The sequence below is a fragment of the Halopseudomonas sp. 4NH20-0008 genome, from assembly GCF_057548395.1.
In genome coordinates this window covers 25,041-45,641 of record NZ_BAAJMD010000003.1, presented here as the reverse complement: position 1 = coordinate 45,641, position 20,601 = coordinate 25,041, and the positions used below count along the sequence as shown (strand labels likewise).

The window sequence follows — 20,601 nt, the reverse complement described above, 5'->3', positions numbered from 1 at the left end:
ACCCCACCAAGGCACCGTTAACGTCCACGTAAAAACAACCTGTCCAGATCCTGCATACCCATTTGCGTCCAGGTAGGCCTGCCGTGATTGCACTGACCGGAACGCTCAGTCTGCTCCATATCACGCAGAAGCGCATTCATCTCGGTCAGGGTTAAACGCCGATTGGCACGAATGGCGCCGTGACAGGCCATGGTCCCGAGCAATTCATTGCGATGCGCAAGAATACGGTCGCTGGTACCGTACTCGAGCAGGTCAGTCAGAACGTCACGCACCAACTGTTCAGCGTCAGCCTGGCGCAACAAGGCCGGCGTTTGCCGGATAGTCAGCGTTTCCGGACCCATGCGTTGCAGTTCAAAGCCCAGACGAGCAAACCACTCAGCATGTTCTTCGGCACAGTCAGCCTCGCGCTGGCTTACTGCGAGCGACTCCGGAACCAGCAATGGCTGACCGCGCAGCCCTTCTTGATCCATAGCCAGCTTGAGACGCTCATAGGTAATGCGCTCATGCGCCGCGTGCATATCGACCACCACCAGTCCGTGGGCATTTTCTGCGAGGATAAACACCCCGTGTAACTGCGCCAGGGCATACCCCATGGGGGGCACGTCAGCAGCAGAGGTGTCGGTAGATGCTGCCTCACCAGTGTCGGCATATAGATCCGAGTAAGCTGCCAGTGTACCCGCCACAGCGCCAACGGACGGTCGTTCTGGGCGATAGCCCGTTTCCACTTGCCAAGACGCGGACGGTTCATTCAGACCCATGCTGGTTTGCCCGGAAAAAATCCCGGCCGCCTGACCGACCACCGCTGGCTGAGCCAGTGTCTCGGCTTGCTCCGGTTGCGACTGATCACCCGGGCGCTGATCGGCCAGAGCGCGGTGCAGGGTGCTGAAGAGAAAGTCATGGACCATACGACCATCGCGAAACCGCACTTCATGCTTGGTCGGATGCACATTGACATCGACCACCGCTGGATCGACCTCAAGATAGAGAACGAAGGTTGGGTGCCGGCCATTGAACAGGACATCCCGATAAGCCTGGCGCACCGCATGGACAACCAGCTTGTCACGAATCATGCGACCGTTGACAAAGAAGTACTGCAAATCGGCCTGACTGCGTGAAAAGGTCGGCAGACCGACCCAGCCCCAAAGGCGCAAACCGGCACGCTCGTTATCAATAAGACGAGACTGTTCGACAAAGGCTGGCCCACAAACACTAGCTACCCGTCTGCGTGCTTCCAGCTCACCCTGTGCTGAGCGCAAACTGAATACCGAGCGGCCATTATGGCGCAGGTTGAATGCCACATCGAAACGCGACAGAGCCAGACGCTTGACCACTTCTTCCAGATGACTGAACTCGGTTTTTTCGGTGCGCAGGAACTTGCGGCGGGCCGGCGTATTGAAGAACAAATCGCGCACCTCAACCGTAGTACCTCGCGGATGCGCTGCAGGCTGAAGAAGCGGCGCCATATCGCGGCCCTCGGTTTCCACCTGCCAGGCCTGATCAGCGCCTTCGGTACAGGAGGTCAAGGTAAGGCGCGACACCGAGCTGACCGACGCCAGAGCTTCCCCCCTGAAGCCCAGGGTAGCCACACGCTCCAGATCATCCAGATCGCGAATCTTGCTCGTAGCATGCCGGGACAGTGCCAATGACAGATCATCCTGATCAATGCCCCAACCATCGTCGCGCACCCTGAGCAACTTGACGCCGCCCTGCTCTACATCGATGTCAACGCGTTGCGCGCCAGCGTCCAGACTGTTTTCCAACAGCTCCTTGATAACCGATGCTGGACGCTCAACCACCTCGCCGGCAGCAATCTGGTTTGCCAACCGCGGGCTAAGTAATTCGATCCGCGCCATGTCAGGGTTCATTCCGCACTAGCAGGCTGCCTGCCGGCACCTTCAATACCTGACCAACCCGAATCTGGTCATTTGTCAACGCGTTGGCCTGACGCAAACTGGCTACCGATACGTCGTATCGATTGGCGATCAATGACAGGCTCTCTCCCCGGGCAACGGTGTGCTCAGCTGGCCGCTGCACCTGCAATTGTCCACTGGCCTTCATTGCGGCTATGCGCGTACCGGGTGGCGGGCTGCGATGGAAATACTCCCTGACGCCGGTATGCATGGCGCGCGCCAACGCCTGTTGATGACTGCGAGTAACCAGCTTTTGCGCCTCACCAGGATTGGAAATAAAGCCGGTTTCGACCAATATCGAGGGGATATCCGGAGACTTCAGCACCATAAAGCCGGCCTGCTCCACGCGGCGCTTGTGCAAGGGTGTAATTCGACCGATGGAGGCCAACACCTGCTGACCAACATCAAGACTGGCTGACAGCGTTGCGGTCATAGACAGATCGAGCAATACACTGGCCAGCACCTGATCACGATCTTCCAGGCTGACGCCGCCGACCCCGCCAATCAAGTCGGAGCGGTTTTCACGATCTGCCAACAGTCGCGCCGTTTCCGAGGTCGCACCACGGTCAGACAAGGCAAACACCGAGGCTCCGAATGCACTGGCGCGCGTAAAGGCATCGGCGTGAATGGAAATAAACAGATCCGCATTATGTTGGCGTGCTATCTCGGTACGGCGCCGCAAAGGGATAAAATAATCACCGGTTCTGACCAGCTCGGCCCTGAACCCGGGTTCAGCATCCAGTAAGGTTTTCAGCTCGCGGGCGATTGCCAGCACAACAATTTTCTCGCGGGCACCGCCTGGACCAAGCGCACCAGGGTCTTCACCACCATGGCCGGCATCCAATGCAATGATAATGTCTCGCTCACCCTCTGGCGGCGCCGTTCGGCTCGGCGTAACCGGCAGGTTTGTGGCGGCAGGCTGAGCGACTGATGGCAAAACAGGGTCCGATTGCTCCTGATCAAACAGATCAATAACCAGGCGATGCCCATACTGCTGATTGGGGGGCAAAGCAAAGCTTTTGGCGGTTACCTGACGCGATAAATCCAGCACAACGCGCAAATCAGACTGTTCGCGAGGCGCCGAACGGACGCCGGTCAGAGGGGTTCCTTCCAGCGGCAAAGCGCTGACATCGGCACTGAATCTGGCACCGCTTAAATCAATGACAATGCGTTCCGGGCTGGAGAGGGTAAACAGTGTGTGCTCCGACGGGCCAGTCAGGTCAAAAACCAGCCGAGTGTTATCGGGCGCACGCCAGATCCGCACATTCTGAATATCAGCAGCCTTCAATACACCTGTCATCAAAAGACACAGGCAGCAGATAAATCCTCTCAGCATTGCGCTACCCCTTCCCCCAGCGTTACCCATCATGGCTGTTTCTTGCTCTGACTTTGTTGTATGGCCACGCAGGCATCTTCTCCCCGGGCAGTATGGGCTTGCAAGCCTACTCGACGACCGGTGCCTTCATTGCCTATGGTAATGCTCAGGTCCGGCATAGGCAAAACGCCCTTGCCCTTGTCTGGCCATTCAATCAGGCACAGGCTCTCTGCGCTGAAATAATCTCGAATACCCAAAAATTCCAATTCTTCAGGATCCAACAGCCGGTACAGGTCAAAATGATAAATCACCCCCGTGGCCAGCTCATAGGGCTCCACCAGCGTGAAAGTGGGGCTTTTGACCGCACCAGTATGCCCCTGACCACGAATAAGGCCGCGACTCAAAGTGGTCTTGCCGGCACCCAGATCACCCTGTAGATAAATCACCCCACGCCCTCGCATGGCCGAACCAATGGCAGCACCGAGTACCTGCATGGCATCCTCATCGGCGATCAGAAACTCATGATTCATTCACTATCCCGTTGGTTGAGCAATTGTCGCAGTGATAAAAACAGATCGCTGGCCAGCAGTCCACGCTGAGCCCCTGCTGCCGCCTGGTCTCCGGCAAGCGCATGCAGCAGCACGGCATAGCGAGCCGCATCAGGTGCTTTCAACCCCTGGGCCAGCAGAGCCCCAGCCAAACCCGAAAGCACGTCACCCATACCCGCCGTTGCCATGGCAGGATTGCCATAGGTGCACAAACCGGGCGGCCGAGCCTGATCGTCAGGCCCGGCAATCAAACTACCCGCACCTTTGAGGACAACCACACAGCTCCAGCGTTCAACCAGGCGTTGCAAGGCATTCAGCCTATCAGCCTGAACCTCGGATGTGGAAATCCCCAAAAGCCGCGCAGCCTCAGCCGGATGCGGCGTGATAATAGCCGTGTTCCCGGGTGCTCTGCCAGCGTCGCCCATCTCGGCCAGAGCATTCAGGGCATCAGCATCCAGTACCTTGGGCACCTTCCTTGCCAGCCCCATCTCAAGCAACTCCAGCCCCCAATCAGCACGCCCCAGCCCAGGTCCTATGACCAACACATCGGCGGCGGCAATCAGTCCAGCCGCATCAGCAGGCTGCTCAACACCCTTGACCATGAGTTCGGGACAACGCGCCAACAGCGGCATCACATGGCAGTCGCGAGTCACCACACTGACTTTGCCAGCGCCACTGCGCAGTGCCGCCTCGGCGGCCAGCATGATCGCGCCGCCCATTCCAAGATCACCACCCAGCAACACCAGATGACCAAATAGCCCTTTGTGTGCATTGCGCGGTCGCTGGCCCAGACAGTGGCGCCATTCAGCCATAGTCAGACGCTCTGCTGCGGGCAGCGGCCGTGTATGGGGCAAATCCGCCAACTGGGCAAAACGCAGTTCACCGCAATAGTCTGGGCCGTCAGCCATGCACAGCCCCGGTTTAAGACCAATAAAGCTCAAGGTCAGGCTAGCCTTGACAGCCATGCCCAGTGGGACACCTCGATCGGCATGCAAGCCGCTGGGCAGATCCACGGCAAGAACCGCTAATCCACTGGCATTGATTGCCTTGATGGCCTCAATGAATGGCGCTCGCACCTCACCCTGCAAACCGGTACCGAGCAATGCATCAACCACAATACCCTGCAGCCTGACCGTCCGTGCCCAAGGTTGAATCTCGACGCCCGCAGTCAAAGCTGACTGCCAGGCCAGCGCCGCATCGGCCTTGAGCTGCATGGGATCAGTCAGCCAGTACACCTGCACCCGATAGCCGGCCTGATGGGCCAGCCTGGCGAGAAGATAGCCATCACCGGCATTGTTGCCGCCACCACAGAGCACGGTGACGTGCCCAGCCTCTGGCCAACGCTGTTGCAGGTGTTGCCACAGCGCTAGCGCGGCACGCTGCATCAGATCAAAACCCGAAATACCACCCGCAATAATGGCCGCATCCAGGTCACGGGTCTGTTGCGCAGTAAAAAACCAGTGGGGCAAGGCATCGTTCATAAATAGGCTACCTGCAGGATTGTCTGGCACAATTGTCGCTAGAGCGATTACAGACTTTATACCTGAAAACCCGGATGACCGCGCCTGCCATGCCCAACCAACCCACCGACTATACCGCGCTGGCCGAACAGATTCGGCAGTTGGGCGCGCAGCTGGGATTTCAGCAAGTGGGCATCAGTGCAACCGACACGGGTGAACATGCGGATCACCTGCAGGCCTGGCTGGATGCCGGCTATCAGGGCGATATGCAGTGGATGGCCAGCCATGGCGAAAAGCGCAGCCAGCCGGCGCTCCTGGTACCCGATACGCTCAGGGTCATCTCGGTGCGCATGGACTATCTGCCCGCCGACACCGAGATGGCACGACGCCTGTTGCAACCTGAAACCGCGTACCTGTCGCGCTATGCATTAGGGCGCGATTACCACAAGCTCATGCGCCGACGCCTGCAGCAACTGGCTGAGCATATTCAGGCACTCATCGGGCCCTTTGGCTATCGCGCCTTTGTTGATAGCGCCCCGGTTCTGGAAAGGGCTCTGGCTCAGCAAGCCGGCCTTGGCTGGATCGGCAAGAACAGCATGCTGATCAACCGCAAAGCCGGCAGTTATTTCTTTCTTGGCGAGCTGTTTACCGACCTGCCACTGCCCGTGGACCAGGAGCACATCACCGACCATTGCGGCCGCTGCAGTGCCTGCCTGGACAAATGCCCGACCGATGCCTTTGTGGGCGACCGGGTACTGGATGCGCGACGCTGCATTTCCTATCTGACCATCGAACTCAAGGATGCCATTCCGGAAGACCTGCGCCCACTGATGGGCAATCGGGTGTTCGGCTGTGATGACTGCCAACTGGTCTGCCCCTGGAACCGCTTCGCCAAACCGACCGAAGAGCCCGACTTCAGCCCCAGACACCGACTCGATAAGGCCAGCCTGGTCAGCCTGTTTCGTTGGGACGAGGACAGCTTTCTGCGCAATACCGAAGGCTCACCGATTCGCCGTATTGGCCATGAACGCTGGCTGCGCAATCTGGCCGTAGGCCTGGGAAATGCGCCCACCAGTATCGACGTGATTGAGGCATTGAGAAGCCGCCTGGATCATCCCTCGGAACTGGTCCGCGAGCATGTACGCTGGGCGCTGGCACGCCACAGCGCAGCAGCCCCCATCAATACTTGAGGAAGTGCTCGCGGTAGTACTTCAACTCGGCAATCGAATCGTAGATGTCATCCAGGGCCAAATGACTGGCCTGCTTTTTAAAGCCACCCTTGAGCTCAGGCGCCCAGCGAGCCACCAACTCCTTGAGCGTCGACACATCCAGATTACGATAATGAAAATACACTTCCAGTTCAGGCATGCCGCGATACAGAAAGCGGCGATCCTGACAGATGCTATTGCCGCACATGGGTGATTTGCCCGCCGGCACCCACTGCTGCAGAAAGTCCAGCGTCTGCTGCTGGGCCTGTTCAGGGCTGATCTGACTGTCGCGCACACGCTGGGTCAGACCAGACTGGCCATGCTGACGGGTATTCCACTCATCCATCCCGGCCAACAGCGCGTCTGATTGTTTAACCGCCATCACCGGCCCTTCAGCGAGCACATTCAGCTGGGCATCGGTCACCACGGTGGCAATCTCGATAATCACGTCCTTGTCCGGATCCAGACCGGTCATTTCAAGGTCTATCCAGATCAGGTTCTCGGGATTTTGCATGGGGACTCCTGCGGCGGGTTGGATTGACTCTAGTATACGCGGCACGTGGTATAGTGGCGCAACTTCAGAGAACAGCATATCCCATGGCCAAGCGACACCTTACCCGCCGACAGAGCTGGCAAATCCAGAAAGTACAGGATGAGCGCACGGTTCGCGCCCAACGTCGTGCCGAACAGGCCGAAGCCAGCCTGATGGGTGGTGATCTGGGACCCGAGCAAGCCGGACTGGTGATCGCTCATTTTGGCGTCCAGGTTGATGTTGAAGCGCTGTCCGGTGAGCTGGCCGGCCAGGTACGTCGCTGTCACCTGCGCGCCAACCTGCCAGCCCTGGTCACCGGTGATCGCGTGGTCTGGCGCGCAGACAATCAACTGGGCGGCGTCATCGTTGCCCAGATACCCAGAGAGACCGAGCTCAACCGTCCCGACCACCGCGGCCAGCTCAAGCCGGTGGCGGCCAACGTCGACCGGCTGGTGATTGTCTTTGCGCCCTTGCCGACCCCTTACACCACATTGATTGACCGCTATCTAGTGGCCTCCGAACAAATCGGCCTGACACCCCTGCTGGTGCTTAACAAGGCCGACCTGATGCTCGGCGGCGAGTTTGACGAATTGCGCCAGTGGCTCGACGACTACGCTGCTCTGGGCTATCAGGTAATGAGCCTGTCAGCCAGCTCAGGCAGCGGGCTGGATGAGTTGCGAGCCGCGCTGTGCGGGCACATCAGCGTATTTGTTGGCCAATCCGGCGTAGGTAAGTCCTCGCTGATCAATGCCTTGCTGCCAGGCATTGATTTGCGGGTCGGGGCACTGTCCGAATCGAGTGGCCAGGGTACCCATACCACCACCACGGCCAGACTGTTTCACTTCCCTGAGGGTGGCGATCTTATTGACTCGCCAGGTATCCGCGAATTTGGCCTGACACACATCAGTCACGATGACCTGCTGGAAGGTTTTATCGAGTTCAGACCCTGGCTGGGCCGCTGCAAGTTCCGCGACTGCCAGCACCTGCATGAACCCGGCTGCGCTTTGCTACAGGCGGTGGAGAGCAAACTGATATCCGCCAGCCGCATGGCCAGCTACAGGCAGATACTCTCCAGCCTGGTTACCGAGAGTTACTGAGCAGGGCTTTCGCGCAACTGCCTGAGTGGATTGCCGTCTTCAAACAGATTGGCAGGGCGCTGCGCCGGCTGCGGCTCAGCGGGGGGTTGCGGTTCAGGTGCCTCCGGCAAATCTGAGTCGCCTGCTGCTGGCAACTCATTTGACAGCCCTGGCATTACTGGCTCCAGGGGGTCACCTTCGAGGGGCCCCACTGCAGTCTGTTCAGGGATGACAAACGCATCATCGATCAAATCACTATCCACTTCCGGTGCCACTGCAGGCTCATCGGTTTCTGGCAGCTCAATCACGTCGTTAGCCGCAGACTCATCGACGTTATCGGCAGCCCCTTCACTGACCCGATCATACAGTTCTTCCTCAGCCTTTTTGTTCAGAACCACAATATCAATACGACGATTGATCGGATTGAGCGGATTACTGCGGTCAAAGAGCGCAGAGTCAGCATAACCCGCCACTCTCGCTACCTGACTTTCCGGATAACCCGCCACCAGCAAGGTTCTGCGTGCGGCATTGGCACGATCGCTGGACAGCTCCCAGTTGCCATAATCGCGACGCCCACTAAAGGGTTGCGAGTCTGTATGCCCACCAATGCTTATTTTTTTGGGAACAACCGCGATGGTATCGCTCAGGGCAAGCAGAATGTCTTCGAAATAGGGCTGTAACTGGGCGCTGCCGCTGGCGAACATGGGGCGGTTGGCCGCATCAATGATCTGGATGCGCAAACCATCCTGGGTAATCTCGATCAGAATCTGGTCCTTGAACCGCTGCAATACAGGCTCATCATCAATTTTGTTCTGCAATTCCTGGAGCAGCATATCCAGCTCAAGTCGCTCAACCTCCTCCGACATTTCCTGAATACGTTCCGCATCCAGGGGAACCAGATAACTGTCCTCCTCGGCATCGTTCAGCGTGCGCTCTGGTGAAACTGTGGGCGTTCCTCCCAGATCAATCGCAAAAGGGCTGCCGCCCTCGGAAAAACCGACCGGATCATTGAAGTAGCCGGCAATCATTTTTAATTGCTCTGGCGTCGCCGTGGACAACAGCCACATGACCAGAAAGAACGCCATCATCGCCACGGCAAAATCGGCAAAGGCAATTTTCCAGGCTCCGCCGTGGTGTCCGTCAGCCTTGCGACTGATGCGCTTGACGATAATGGGTTGGTTGTTATCCACCGATCAACGCCCCTTGACCGACTCTTCCAGCTCCTGAAAGCTGGGGCGATGCTCCGGCAGCAGCGCTTTACGGCCAAACTCGACCGCCAGCGCGGGCGGCAGTCCCTGGGCGCTCGCCACCAGACACATCTTGATGGCTTCGTAGGTGTTCACTTCTTCATGCGCCTCGTGCCCCATAGCGGAGGCAAAAGGACCAACAAAACCGTAAGCTGCCAAAATACCCAGCAGAGTGCCCACCAGCGCGGTGGCGACTTTCTGACCGATTTCGGCATTATCCGCATCACCCAGAATACCCATGGTAATCACAATACCCAGAACAGCTGCCACAATACCGAATGCGGGAAGGCCATCAGCTACGCGGGTAACGGCATGTGAGGGCTCAAGAATCTCCTCGGACAGACTTGAGATTTCCACGTCGAAAAGGGCTTCAAGCTCATGCGGTGCCATATTACCGGTAGACATGATCCGCAAGTAATCGCAGACAAACGACAGCATCTGCTTATCCTTGATAATGGCTGGATACTTGCTAAAGATAGGACTTTCGAGTGGCTCTTCGATATCGGCTTCAATTGACATCATGCCTTCACGGCGACTCTTGTTCAGCACTTCGTAGAGCAAACCCAGCACATCCAGATAAAACGCCTTACTAAAACGATGGCCGAAAATGATAACCGGCACCTTACCGAACACCTTCTTGACTGTTGCCATGTTGTTGGCCGTCAGGAATGCACCAAAAGCCGCCCCACCGATAATCAGAATCTCATAGGGATGCCACAGGGCCATAAGCTTGCCGCCCGACAGAACAAAGCCGCTGAGCACGCAGATGATCACCACAAGAAAACCGGCAATTTTCAGCATAAATCCTTCAGATCCCCCGATTCACCAGTAAACTGCCTTTTAGTCATGGGCCAGCGCAGCAAAACCGCCCTGATAGCGTTATAGTCTTAACCATACACGCGGATCAATTATACGGCTGTATAACTTTATGAGCACAAATGATCAGGTCAGTCCGAACACAGAAGATGATATCGGCAGCCTGCGCGAAAGCCTGAAGCATTTTGTATTGCCTATCGAAAAAACTCAGCGTAGCCGGCTTATCGAACAGCTCGACAACGAGTTTCTGAGCATATCAGATCTGACCCGCGAGATTCTCAAAGTACCCGCAGCAACGCTGCAAGTATGCCGTGTAGCCGGTATAGCAGCGCGCAAACGGGATATCGACATCCTGACGTTGGAACAGGCCTGCAATCTTCTGGGTGTCCTGCAACTCACCCAGCTGGTAAAGGAGTTGCCTACCGCCAGCCTGGATGAGCTGCCCGCAGAATACCGCCAGCTGCTGAGCATCAGCGAACATGCGGTCATTCAGGCTCAGGGCCTGTTCTCACATCGCATGGCCAGGCTGTGGCATGAAGTTTCCCTGGCCACCCTGCTTTTTCTGGCGCCTTACTGGATCCTGGTCCATCAACGCCCGGCCTTGTTTCGGGAGTGGGAAACGATGCTGCTGGATCAGCAAAAGGACAAGAAAAATCATTTAAATCCCTGGCTCTCGGATAGCACGCGGCTCCTTGATGTGGCCCAGCAGCTAGCCTCAGACTGGTGGCTACCGCCCTGGATTCTGCAGGGCTACCGCGCGCTGGTCACCGATCGCCGAGTCATCGTCAAGGCATTGCACATTGCCCGTGATGTGAGCCACCCCCAGGAGCAGCAAGCACGATTGGATGCTGACCGTTCGCTCTACCGCTGGCTTACACAGCCAGCGAACAGCTTGATGCTTGCCAACGGCTTGGCATTGGGTGCCCATCTCGATTGGGATGCTGCGCATACCAATCGTTGGCAGCAGCTTACTGCCCTATATCTGGGAGCACCTTTGGACTCAGTACAAAGCCTGACTCATCAGAATGCAGTTGAAGCCGCCAGATCACTCTCCGCAACGGAAAGTACAATCTGGCGGCCTGCCCAGGCGCTACTGTGGCCGACAGGTCAACGCAGCCGGGCGACTCGTGACCGCCAGACGCCCTCAGCCAGTAAAGCCGCAGCCCCGCCCATCAAGCCCTTGAAACAGATCGACGCAACTGCCTTACATCCGAATCAAGCGCTTTGGCGACAGCAATGCATGAAGCTGATCAAGCAACCCAACGAATTCAACAGCGTCAGCGAAATGCTTCAGGTTACCCTAAGCGCCATGCACGATGGGCTGGGTATCGGACAGTGCTGGGTAGCACTGTATAATGGCCGCGAACAGCAACTGGTCGTCAGTGCCGTGCACGGCTTCGAGGCCGGCAGCAACATTGCTGGCCTCAAGCTGGGGCCCAGTCGCAATACCGCCTGGGGACGCTGGCTGGCCAGCAGCCCTTGTCATGCCATGACCACCAGCAGTCTGCGCCGCGAAAGCGCACTGATACCCGGCAACATCAAGCGTCTGCTGGCCGATCAGCATGCCTTTCTGCTACCGGTAGTGCACAAGGGCCAGATCATAGCCTTGCTGGCCGCGCAGAATCTTGAGCCGCCCGCGCTGGTAAGCGAGCAACCACGCAAGGCGCTGCAAAAAACCGCTGAATGTTTGTACCGTGCATTGAGCACGTTCAAGCAAACGCCCCAAGCATAATAAAACCTGACTCGAAATGCTGGAGACAATGCGCATGTCGCAATCCGCCCTACCCATACTGATCGACCCGCTGGAACTCGAGCTGCCGCTGGACCCTTCCGTTTTCCGGTTGGTCGACCTGTCCCGCACAGAGCAGTATCTTCAGGCGCACATCCCGGGGGCCGTCCATGTCCCTCCAGGGCAGACCCAGTCACCCGCTCCACGCCCGGGCTTGCTACCAGATAGCGCCCAGCTGCAAGCACTCTTTGCTCAACTGGGTCATCAGCCAGACCTTCACTATGTGCTATACGATGATGAGGGTGGTGGTTGGGCCGGGCGATTCGCCTGGATACTCGACAGCATCGGGCATCCCCACTACAGCTATATCGACGGTGGCATTGTCGCCTGGCAGCAGGCTGGGCTGGTAACCGAACAAGGCCAGCAGACGGTTCCCGTCAGCAACCCGACAATACAGATCAATCAGGACGCCAGCATTGATCTGGCAAGCCTGACAGCGCTGCTCGGCACACCCGGGCTACGTATTTGGGATGCTCGCTCGCCGGCAGAATTCAGTGGCCAGAAAGTGCTCGCGGCAAAAGCTGGCCATATCCCTGGCGCGGTCAACTTTGAATGGACCGCCGGTATGGATGCCCAGCGCGGCTTGCGGCTACGTAGTGACCTGCAAAAGCAATTGCTCGATCTTGGCATCAGCCCGGATCAACAAATTATTACCCATTGCCAGACCCATCATCGCTCCGGCTTCACCTATCTTGCCGCCAAGATACTCGGCTACCCAAAAGTGAAAGCCTACGCCGGCTCCTGGTCGGAATGGGGAAATCACCCCGACACTCCAGTGGAACTTTAAGGAAAACCCATGCAAGAACGCCTGTTTATCATCATGCAGTACCTGCTGCCCCAGCATCTTTTATCCCGCCTTGCTGGTTGCCTGGCCAACTGCACCTGGCCCTGGGTGAAAAACCCCTTCATTAGCTGGTTTGTCAAACGCTACCAGGTAGACATGTCCGAGGCTCAGCAGGAAGATCCGACTGCCTTTGCCTGTTTCAACGATTTTTTTACCCGAGCATTGAAGGACGACGCCAGACCACTGGATGATCAACCGGACAGCGTGCTGTGCCCCGCCGATGGCGCCATCAGCCAGATTGGCCAGATCGAACATGGCCGGGTTTTTCAAGCCAAGGGACAGAGCTTCAGCGTACTCGAACTACTTGGCGGCAATCCAGAGCACGCAGCCCTGTTTCAGGGTGGCCAGTTCGCTACCGTCTACCTTTCGCCACGCGACTATCATCGCGTCCACATGCCATTGCAGGGCACCCTTCGGGACATGATCTACGTACCCGGCAAGCTGTTTTCGGTCAATCAGAGCACGGCAGAAAACGTACCCGAACTCTTTGCCCGCAATGAACGCGTGGTTTGCCTATTTGACAGTCCGGCCGGCCCCATGGCCGTGGTACTGGTTGGCGCCATGATTGTGGCTTCAGTGGAAACCGTTTGGGCCGGACTGGTTGCGCCACCGACGCGTCAATTGAAAGCCCAGCAATACGGGCAAAGCGCGCCAAACCTTGAGCGTGGCGCAGAGATGGGCCGTTTCAAACTGGGATCTACTGCCATCATTCTGTTCGGGCCGGAGCAGGTTCGCTGGACAGAGCAGCTGCAAGCTGGCACAGCGGTACGTATGGGGCAGGCGATGGGCTTCAAAACGGGTCCAGCGAATACGGCCGTTTGATCGGCTAGGCTTTCAGCTGGAAGCTGGAAGCTGGAAGCTGGAAGCTGGAAAAGTCTGTGGAGCAATGCTTTTATGTCAAGCCACATCACAAGTTTAGTTGAAACAGCGTAACCATTGCCACTGCGAACCACTTCCAGCTTAATGCTTCAAACTTCAAGCTTGCTTAACGCTTCAAGCCCGACTGAGCGGAAATGCGATGACTTCGTCGATCCGCTCTGCGCCCAGGGCGAGCATAACCAGCCGATCCAAACCAAGGGCAACACCGGCGCAGTCGGGCAAGCCGGACTGCATGGCCGCCAGCAAAGCGTGATCGACCGGCAGCGCAGTCTTGCCCATGGCTATGCGTTCGTGCTGATCACTGGCGAAACGTCGTTGCTGTTCTTCGGCATCAACCAGTTCGAAATAGCCGTTGGCCAACTCCATGCCGTCGATAAACATCTCGAATCGCGCGGCCACCGGGATTCGATCATCCCCATCGACTATACGTGCCAGCGCCGCCTGTGAAGCCGGAAAGGCATAGACCAAGGTCGGCTCGATCAACTTTGGCTCTATGTAGTGTGAAAAAAGCAGGTTCAACCAGCCGTCTCTGGACATCTCGGCAACAAGACCACTGAGTTTGCTTCCCAGCTCGGAAAGCTGCTGATCACTGCACTGGTGAATATCAATCTGCAAATGTGCAGCAAAGAGAGCCGCATAGGTCACTCTGTGTGCAGCCGGAGTACCCAGTATGGATGACACCAGAGCATCCACCTCATCCATCAACTGGTGGTGATCAAAGCCCAACCGATACCACTCCAGCATGCTGAACTCAGGATTGTGCCGCCTACCTTGCTCACCATTGCGAAACACTCTGCACAGCTGCCAGATACAACCGCTTCCGGCTGCCAGCAAGCGCTTCATCGGATATTCCGGGGACGTATGCAGAAATAATGACTGCGGCAGACCGCCTCCCTCTGGCACAAAGTCGGTGACAAAAGGATGTAACTGCGGATCGCTGACTGCGGCGCAGGACAGAAAAGGCGTTTCGACCTCCAGCACCCTGCGCTGTAAAAAGAACCCACGAACCTGCTGCACTATCTCGGCTCGACGATGCAATGCCGTGATTGACGCGGAGGGTTGCCAGTTCGGCATCTGAAACTCCATTGGTCAGAATGAAAAAACCGGAGCATTGCCCCGGTTTAATCTGCGCCCGAGGGCACCTAGCTAAAAGCGATCAAGCGCGACCGACATACTCGGCGCTGCGGGTATCCACTTTAAGCACGTCACCGATGTTGATGAACAAGGGCACCTTGACCACAGCACCGGTCATCAATTTTGCCGGTTTGGTGCCGCCGCCAGACGTATCACCGCGAACACCTGGATCAGTCTCAACCACTTCCAGCTCAACAAAGTTCGGCGGGGTAACGGCAATCGGGGCGCCATTGAACAGCGTTACCTGATAGATAACCTGCTCCTTCAACCAGTTCTTGGCCTCGGTAACGGCCTTCTCATCGGCAGCAACCTGCTCGAAGGAGCCATCAGTGGCCATGAAGTGCCAGAACTCGCCATCGGTATAAAGGTATTCCATTTCGCGATCCATGACGTCCGCACCTTCCAGGCTGTCGCCTGACTTGAAGGTACGTTCGTTGACCCGGCCAGTCTTCAGGTTGCGCACTTTGACCCGGTTGAACGCCTGACCCTTACCTGGTTTGACGTATTCGTTTTCCAGGATGGAGCAAGGATCGCCATCGAGCATCACCTTGAGACCCGGCTTGAATTCATTGGTAGAATAGTTGGCCATACATTTCCCACTGACAGTTTGAACGGAAACATCCGAGTACGCGCTGAAACCAAGTCACAGCCTGGTCTGATCGACCGGATTCAGCCAGACGTTGACTACAACGACCGACGGATGTCCTGCCACCCATGCGCGGAAAAACGCAATGATACATGTATCTTCAGCGCCTGTTGAGTCTGACAACTGGCAAAGTATTCTGGCCAACTGCATCAGTGACCCGAAAACCCTGCTGCATCGCCTTTCGCTCGATCCCAAATTGCTTGACGCAGCCCATGCCGCAAGCCGTGAATTCGCCCTTCGCGTTCCTGAACCCTACCTGAACAGAATGCGCAAGGGCGATCCTGATGACCCCCTGCTACGCCAGGTACTGCCGCTGGGTGAAGAACTGGTTGCGCAGCCTGGATATGTCCTTGACCCCCTCGGTGAACAACACAGCAATGCCCGTCCCGGCATCATTCACAAGTATCACGGCCGCCTGCTGCTACTGGTCAGCGGTGGCTGCGCGATTAACTGCCGTTATTGTTTCCGCCGCCATTTTCCCTACGCGGATAACAATCTCAGTACCGCTGAATGGCATCAGGCGCTGGACTATATCCGCGCCGACAGCAGCATCCGTGAGGTTATTTACAGCGGCGGTGACCCCTTGGCAGCCAATGACCGACGCTTGGCCTGGCTGACCCGTGAAATTGCGGCAATTGAGCATGTTCGCCGGCTTCGCGTGCATACCCGATTACCTGTGGTCATTCCTCAACGGGTTACCCCTGAGCTGCTGGATGCACTTTGCGGTACACGACTCCCGGTCACCATGGTATTGCACTGTAATCATGCCAACGAGCTTGATGCCGAGATGGGCGCCGCCATTTTGCGCTTGAAGTCAGCCGGCATAACGTTACTCAATCAGGCTGTGCTGTTAAAAGGAGTGAATGACAGGCTTGAGGACCAGATTAGCCTAAGCGAGGCACTCGGCGACCATGGCGTCATACCTTATTACCTGCATGTGCTGGATACGGTCCGTGGTGCCCATCATTTCCAGGTTACCGATGCCCAGGCCTGCAAGCTGGTGAGCCAGATGCTGTCGCGCCTGCCAGGCTTTCTAGTACCCCGCCTGGTTCGGGAAGTAGCCGGGCAACCCAGCAAGCTCCCATTGCCGGTTTCACCCTGCATACTGGACGAATGAGAACGGTTTATTGACTTAGCACCAAGATCACTTTACTGCTAGAGTATTATTTGACGCTTAAACAGCACGTTAGACCCGCGATCCCGCCTGAATGCCTCGGGATTTGGCTAGAACTGCCTGTACTGGATACAACTGATTATGGATAGCACTGCTAACAAACTGAATTTGCGGATCCCGCAGCAAAGCCTGAAATCCCTGAGCTTTGCCGATAGCAGTGAAAAAGGTATAAGCCATTGGTTGGCCAATCTGCCCAAGGCCAATATCGGCGAAACCGCCCGACAGCTTTACCAAGGCTTGATTGAACTCAATCAGTTGGAAATTTCTCCAGAAAAACGTCTGGCATTGCTTGAGCTTATTCGACCCCAGGTCCATTACGTCTGCAGTGCCTTATCAAAGTATTATCTTGGCCAGTCGATTGTTCTGGAAGACAAGCCGCGTAAAGTCGCCAACCTGTCCCAGTCCCTGCAAAACCATATGGCTAACGGCTATAAAATTGTTGTTGCACAGGAACGACTGATCAAGTCCCGTGACCATGCAGACACCGTCAGCTTGGCTATTCAGCGCGCCATGCGAGGTTTATGTGGCCCCTTGCTGAGAGCCTTCCAGCTTTACTGCCCGGTAGCCGATGGCGTTTGGCTGGAGTTGCATCAACTGTATCAACTCGCTCGACGCCGAAAAGTACATCAAAAACCTATTCCTGACAGTGAAAGTGTCAGCGAGCGCCCCCTGAGCATCGAACAATGTTATCTGGTGGCCCTGCTCATGGGGTCAGCCAGGCCCAATCAAATGCGTCAAAGCGGCATGGCAAGGGTCTTTTCCACCCTCGAGGATTGGTGCCGCATGGCCAGCCTGCTGCCGCCGGAAGATCCACGTGCCCTGTTCATCGTCAATCCGGCCATGGATTGCGCACCGCGATACCGCTCGCTGATCCTTGAGGAAGACCTGACTGACAGTTTGGGCCTGAGCACACAAAATCTGGTAGATGGCATTAAAGATTACATGCTCAACGGGGCTGAGAGTCGCACTGGACTCAAGGTACCTGAAGGTTTTGGCGTCGAACTGCTGCAGCATGTCAGTCAATCCTGGGGCGATCTGGCCGAGCGAACATTCAACCGTGTACCCGGACGGGGAGCGTTGAAAGTCAGCATCGGTATCAGCGCCACGCATTACCGCATCAGCAACACACCCTTTTCACGTTATATCAGCGCTGGCGAGCATGATATCAACCCCTTCTCAGATGCCGCCCAGCGCTCACGACAGGAAGGTTGGAGCAATGCCTTCGACGGTGACCAGTCGGTTGATTGGGGCAACGGCAAGTTCGAACAGATCAATTACAACACTGCGCATGTTGGGGTGGAAGAAGAGGAGCAGGAGGAAGACTACCCGATCTTTACCCTGCCGATCATCAACCACAGTCCGGGAGGATTTTGCCTTACCTGGCCAAAGGATGTACCTAAACAGTTACAAGCCGGCGAGCTGCTGGGCATTCAGGAAGACAGCGACCAGGACTGGAGCCTGGCAGTTGTCCGCTGGATTCGCCAGGTACGGGGTGGCGGCACTCAAATGGGTATCGAGCTGGTCGCGCCACATTGCACTCCCTGTGCGATCAAATTGATCCGCAAGACCGCAGAGCCGAGCAAGTTCCTGCGCGGCCTGATTTTGCCTGAAGTGACTGCCATTGACCGACCCGCCACCATCATCACCCCTCGCCTGCCGTTTCAGGTCAACAGCAAGGTAGTGATTCTGCAGGGCAACCGAGAGTCCCGGGCGCACCTGACAGACAGGGTGGCTGCCACCGGCAGTTTCAGCCAATTCGAGTACCGCATGCTGGAGCAAAGCCCTGAGCTAAAAGACAAAAACGAGACTGGCAGCACAAGTTTGGCTATCAGCAGCGATGATGACTTTGACTCACTATGGAAGTCGCTGTAAATTCAGGCGTCTTAACCAATACAGGGCCTGAAGGCCCTAATCAGTTTGGAAGACAATGGGCAACGAAACTAACGCCATCCGTTTGCTGATCCTCGATGACTCGCAAAACAATGCTGAGCATCTCGTCAGTCTTTTGCGCAATGCAGGGCATGCAACCCGAGCTCACCGGATAACCTCCACGGAAGACTTGCAGGAAAGCCTGCAACACAACTGGGATCTGTGTCTGGGCCGCCCCGAAACCAGCTTCATGAGCGCTGAAGACGCCTGCAGCATGATCGCCCGGCAATCCCGTGACATCCCCTTTATTCTCGTTTGCCCAGGGGATCTTGGTGATGAGGGTCGCCTGTCGGCCTTGCGCAGTGGCATGCAGGATGCCGTCAGCGAAGCGGCCGAATCACTGCTGACCACCGTCGTCAAACGTGAACTGTCCAGTCTGATGTCGCGCCGGCAACTGCGCATCGCCGAACAATCCCTGCGCGAAGCAGAAAAACGCTGCCAGCTTCTTCTCGACAGCTCGGTTGATTCAATTGCCTATGTGCATGACGGCATGCATATCTATGCCAACCGCTCGTACATCAGTCTTTTCGGCTACGACGATCCCGATGATCTGGCCGCCGAACCGATGGTCGGCCTGATTGCCACCAAGGATCGTGACGCGTTCAAATCTTTTCTGCGCAATTACAGCGATATGGGCGCAAAGAACGAACTGCGCTGCAGTGCCGTTGATATCGATGGCAAGGAATTCCCGATCATGCTGACCTTTTCGCCGGCCAGTTATGATGGCGAACCCTGCACCCAGGTGGTGATCCGGGTTGAAACGGCCAGCGCCGAGTTCGAAGAAAAGCTCAAGGTCATGTCTAGTCAGGATCTGGTGACGGGGCTGTTCAACCGCTCCTATTTCCAGGAGCAACTGGAGAAAGTCAGTGAACATGCCGTGCATTCTGGCCAGCCCAGTAGCCTGATCTACATCGGTATCGACAACTTCAACGTGGTTCAGAGTGACGTCGGCATTGGTGGCGCCGATTTGATTCTGACCGACCTGGCCCAGTTACTCCGCCAGAGCTTCCCGGAAAATACCCTGATGGCCCGGTTCGGCGATGACGCCTGTACCGTGCTGCTCAGCGGCAAGGAACCCGATGCCCTGACAGAGAGCCTGGAAAGCCTGCGCAAGCGCGTCGAGGGCAACCTGTTTGAAGCCAACGGTCGAACCGTTCAAATAACCGTCAGCATTGGTGTATCGGCCATCAGCGAGACCCATCCCCAACCTGATCTGGCCATCAACCGCGCACATCGTCTGGCCGACCAGTTGAGCCAGGCCGGCGGCAATGCCGTCAAAGTCTTCAATCCGCTGGATGAACTTGCTCACCAAGCCAATCGTGGAAACCTGATTGCTCTGGTCAAGCACACGCTGGAAACCAACGCGTTCAAACTTCTTTTTCAACCGGTTATCAGTCTGCGTGGCGACAGCGCCGAACACTATGAAACCTATCTAAGGCTGCACAACAGCCAGGGCGAAGAAGTGCCGGCAGCCGATTTTCTGCCCGCCGCTGAAGAAGCCGGTCTGGCCGCCGAAATCGATCGTTGGGTCATCTCTCAGGCAGTCAAGCTATTGGCTAGCCATCGCAGCAAAGGTGCCGATACCCGACTGATCCTGAATCTGACCAGTGCCAGTTTGCAGGATGCCGGGCTGGTTCAATGGTTGGCCGGACAACTCAAGGATAACCGCCTGCCAAGCGACAGTCTGGTCTTCCAGTTCAATGACGCCGACGCCAATACCTACATGAAACAGGCCAAGAGCCTGACCGAATCGCTCAAGGCGCTGCACTGCAAGGTGTCACTCAGCCACTTTGGTTGCGCCCTGAACCCCTATGCGTCGCTCAAGCACCTGCATGTCGATTTTATAAGGGTAGATGGCTCCTTCAGCCGAGACCTGTCGACACCTGAAGCTGTCGATACCCTGAAGGAAATGATCGCTACCCTGCACAGTATGGGCAAACTGGTTATTGTGCCTTATGTGGATTCTGCCGCGATGATGCCAACCTTGTGGCAAGCCGGGGTGAACTATATACAGGGTCACTACCTGCAATCCCCCAGCGACAGCATGAATTACGACTTTTCTGCTGACTGATACCAGATCGGGGCCAGAGGCCC

General features: G+C 56.7%; 17 protein-coding genes. 8 read left to right on the top strand and 9 right to left on the bottom strand.

Features of this window, described 5'->3' with window-relative positions; genetic code table 11:
- Nucleotides 1-17: 17 nt before the first annotated feature.
- The 4 genes from mutL to AC27HQ_RS03865 form a co-directional block, all read right to left on the bottom strand.
- Nucleotides 18-1,853, bottom strand: coding sequence for a DNA mismatch repair endonuclease MutL (mutL, locus tag AC27HQ_RS03880; RefSeq protein WP_487154670.1), 1,836 nt, complete (start codon nucleotides 1,851-1,853; stop codon nucleotides 18-20).
- Between the two features lies 1 nt (nucleotide 1,854).
- Nucleotides 1,855-3,210: an N-acetylmuramoyl-L-alanine amidase gene (locus AC27HQ_RS03875; RefSeq protein ID WP_487154669.1), complete on the bottom strand. Its 1,356-nt coding sequence runs from the start codon at nucleotides 3,208-3,210 to the stop codon at nucleotides 1,855-1,857.
- Between the two features lie 65 nt (nucleotides 3,211-3,275).
- Entirely contained in the window at nucleotides 3,276-3,755 is a 480-nt protein-coding gene (gene tsaE, locus AC27HQ_RS03870; protein ID WP_487154668.1) for a tRNA (adenosine(37)-N6)-threonylcarbamoyltransferase complex ATPase subunit type 1 TsaE, read from the bottom strand.
- The gene (locus AC27HQ_RS03865) at nucleotides 3,752-5,254 is read right to left on the bottom strand and encodes an NAD(P)H-hydrate dehydratase (RefSeq protein ID WP_487154667.1); all 1,503 of its coding nucleotides are present in this window, start codon (nucleotides 5,252-5,254) and stop codon (nucleotides 3,752-3,754) included. Before AC27HQ_RS03865 ends, tsaE begins: the two co-directional genes overlap by 4 nt.
- 89 nt (nucleotides 5,255-5,343) lie before the next feature.
- Between AC27HQ_RS03865 and queG the strand changes: the two genes are divergently transcribed.
- Nucleotides 5,344-6,423, top strand: a complete 1,080-nt coding sequence (gene queG / locus AC27HQ_RS03860) for a tRNA epoxyqueuosine(34) reductase QueG (RefSeq protein WP_487154665.1) — start codon at nucleotides 5,344-5,346, stop codon at nucleotides 6,421-6,423.
- Here the strand turns inward: queG and orn are convergent.
- Nucleotides 6,413-6,955 (bottom strand): oligoribonuclease, encoded by a 543-nt coding sequence (orn, locus tag AC27HQ_RS03855; protein WP_487154664.1) that lies wholly within the window; start codon nucleotides 6,953-6,955, stop codon nucleotides 6,413-6,415. The genes queG and orn overlap by 11 nt on opposite strands.
- An 83-nt stretch (nucleotides 6,956-7,038) precedes the next feature.
- On the opposite strand from orn, the gene rsgA reads away from it, so the two are divergent.
- A complete protein-coding gene (rsgA, locus tag AC27HQ_RS03850) occupies nucleotides 7,039-8,070 on the top strand; it encodes a small ribosomal subunit biogenesis GTPase RsgA (RefSeq protein WP_487154663.1) in 1,032 nt (343 codons plus the stop codon).
- Here the strand turns inward: rsgA and motB are convergent.
- Both motB and motA read right to left on the bottom strand, forming a co-directional pair.
- Nucleotides 8,064-9,239 (bottom strand): flagellar motor protein MotB, encoded by a 1,176-nt coding sequence (gene motB, locus AC27HQ_RS03845; protein ID WP_487154662.1) that lies wholly within the window; start codon nucleotides 9,237-9,239, stop codon nucleotides 8,064-8,066. The genes rsgA and motB overlap by 7 nt on opposite strands.
- Nucleotides 9,240-9,242: 3 nt before the next feature.
- Nucleotides 9,243-10,097 carry a flagellar motor stator protein MotA gene (motA, locus tag AC27HQ_RS03840; protein WP_487154660.1) on the bottom strand — a complete coding sequence of 285 codons (855 nt, stop codon included), beginning with the start codon at nucleotides 10,095-10,097 and terminating at the stop codon, nucleotides 9,243-9,245.
- A 127-nt stretch (nucleotides 10,098-10,224) separates the two neighbouring features.
- Here motA and AC27HQ_RS03835 point away from each other — a divergent pair, with 127 nt between their 5' ends.
- Genes AC27HQ_RS03835 through asd form a run of 3 tightly spaced genes read left to right on the top strand, consistent with a single transcriptional unit; the run spans nucleotide 10,225 to nucleotide 13,567 of the window.
- On the top strand, nucleotides 10,225-11,844 hold the full coding sequence (locus AC27HQ_RS03835) for a hypothetical protein (protein WP_487154659.1): 1,620 nt from the start codon (nucleotides 10,225-10,227) through the stop codon (nucleotides 11,842-11,844).
- 34 nt (nucleotides 11,845-11,878) lie between these two features.
- Nucleotides 11,879-12,688, top strand: coding sequence for a rhodanese-like domain-containing protein (locus tag AC27HQ_RS03830; protein WP_487154658.1), 810 nt, complete (start codon nucleotides 11,879-11,881; stop codon nucleotides 12,686-12,688).
- A 9-nt stretch (nucleotides 12,689-12,697) separates the two neighbouring features.
- Nucleotides 12,698-13,567, top strand: a complete 870-nt coding sequence (gene asd / locus AC27HQ_RS03825; protein WP_487154657.1) for an archaetidylserine decarboxylase — start codon at nucleotides 12,698-12,700, stop codon at nucleotides 13,565-13,567.
- Between the two features lie 171 nt (nucleotides 13,568-13,738).
- On the opposite strand, the gene epmA is transcribed toward asd, so the two are convergent.
- Nucleotides 13,739-14,698, bottom strand: a complete 960-nt coding sequence (gene epmA, locus AC27HQ_RS03820; RefSeq protein WP_487154655.1) for an elongation factor P--(R)-beta-lysine ligase — start codon at nucleotides 14,696-14,698, stop codon at nucleotides 13,739-13,741.
- Between the two features lie 82 nt (nucleotides 14,699-14,780).
- Nucleotides 14,781-15,347 carry an elongation factor P gene (gene efp, locus AC27HQ_RS03815; RefSeq protein ID WP_487154654.1) on the bottom strand — a complete coding sequence of 189 codons (567 nt, stop codon included), beginning with the start codon at nucleotides 15,345-15,347 and terminating at the stop codon, nucleotides 14,781-14,783.
- Nucleotides 15,348-15,489: 142 nt separating this feature from the next.
- On the opposite strand from efp, the gene epmB reads away from it, so the two are divergent.
- From epmB to AC27HQ_RS03800, 3 genes are all read left to right on the top strand, one after another.
- A complete protein-coding gene (gene epmB, locus AC27HQ_RS03810) occupies nucleotides 15,490-16,521 on the top strand; it encodes an EF-P beta-lysylation protein EpmB (RefSeq protein WP_487154653.1) in 1,032 nt (343 codons plus the stop codon).
- 138 nt (nucleotides 16,522-16,659) lie between these two features.
- Nucleotides 16,660-18,450: a molecular chaperone gene (locus AC27HQ_RS03805; protein WP_487154651.1), complete on the top strand. Its 1,791-nt coding sequence runs from the start codon at nucleotides 16,660-16,662 to the stop codon at nucleotides 18,448-18,450.
- Nucleotides 18,451-18,505: 55 nt separating this feature from the next.
- Nucleotides 18,506-20,578: a GGDEF/EAL domain-containing response regulator gene (locus AC27HQ_RS03800; RefSeq protein WP_487154650.1), complete on the top strand. Its 2,073-nt coding sequence runs from the start codon at nucleotides 18,506-18,508 to the stop codon at nucleotides 20,576-20,578.
- Nucleotides 20,579-20,601: the final 23 nt, after the last annotated feature.

Bases quoted from the DNA above. Each gene is read 5' to 3' on its own strand.
- mutL (WP_487154670.1), bottom strand. From the start codon at position 1,853: ATGGCGCGGATCGAATTACTTAGCCCGCGGTTGGCAAACCAGATTGCT.
- AC27HQ_RS03875 (WP_487154669.1), bottom strand. From the start codon at position 3,210: ATGACAGGTGTATTGAAGGCTGCTGATATTCAGAATGTGCGGATCTGG.
- tsaE (WP_487154668.1), bottom strand. From the start codon at position 3,755: ATGAATCATGAGTTTCTGATCGCCGATGAGGATGCCATGCAGGTACTC.
- AC27HQ_RS03865 (WP_487154667.1), bottom strand. From the start codon at position 5,254: ATGAACGATGCCTTGCCCCACTGGTTTTTTACTGCGCAACAGACCCGT.
- queG (WP_487154665.1), top strand. From the start codon at position 5,344: ATGCCCAACCAACCCACCGACTATACCGCGCTGGCCGAACAGATTCGG.
- orn (WP_487154664.1), bottom strand. From the start codon at position 6,955: ATGCAAAATCCCGAGAACCTGATCTGGATAGACCTTGAAATGACCGGT.
- rsgA (WP_487154663.1), top strand. From the start codon at position 7,039: ATGGCCAAGCGACACCTTACCCGCCGACAGAGCTGGCAAATCCAGAAA.
- motA (WP_487154660.1), bottom strand. From the start codon at position 10,097: ATGCTGAAAATTGCCGGTTTTCTTGTGGTGATCATCTGCGTGCTCAGC.
- AC27HQ_RS03835 (WP_487154659.1), top strand. From the start codon at position 10,225: ATGAGCACAAATGATCAGGTCAGTCCGAACACAGAAGATGATATCGGC.
- AC27HQ_RS03830 (WP_487154658.1), top strand. From the start codon at position 11,879: ATGTCGCAATCCGCCCTACCCATACTGATCGACCCGCTGGAACTCGAG.
- asd (WP_487154657.1), top strand. From the start codon at position 12,698: ATGCAAGAACGCCTGTTTATCATCATGCAGTACCTGCTGCCCCAGCAT.
- epmA (WP_487154655.1), bottom strand. From the start codon at position 14,698: ATGCCGAACTGGCAACCCTCCGCGTCAATCACGGCATTGCATCGTCGA.
- efp (WP_487154654.1), bottom strand. From the start codon at position 15,347: ATGGCCAACTATTCTACCAATGAATTCAAGCCGGGTCTCAAGGTGATG.
- epmB (WP_487154653.1), top strand. From the start codon at position 15,490: ATGATACATGTATCTTCAGCGCCTGTTGAGTCTGACAACTGGCAAAGT.
- AC27HQ_RS03805 (WP_487154651.1), top strand. From the start codon at position 16,660: ATGGATAGCACTGCTAACAAACTGAATTTGCGGATCCCGCAGCAAAGC.
- AC27HQ_RS03800 (WP_487154650.1), top strand. From the start codon at position 18,506: ATGGGCAACGAAACTAACGCCATCCGTTTGCTGATCCTCGATGACTCG.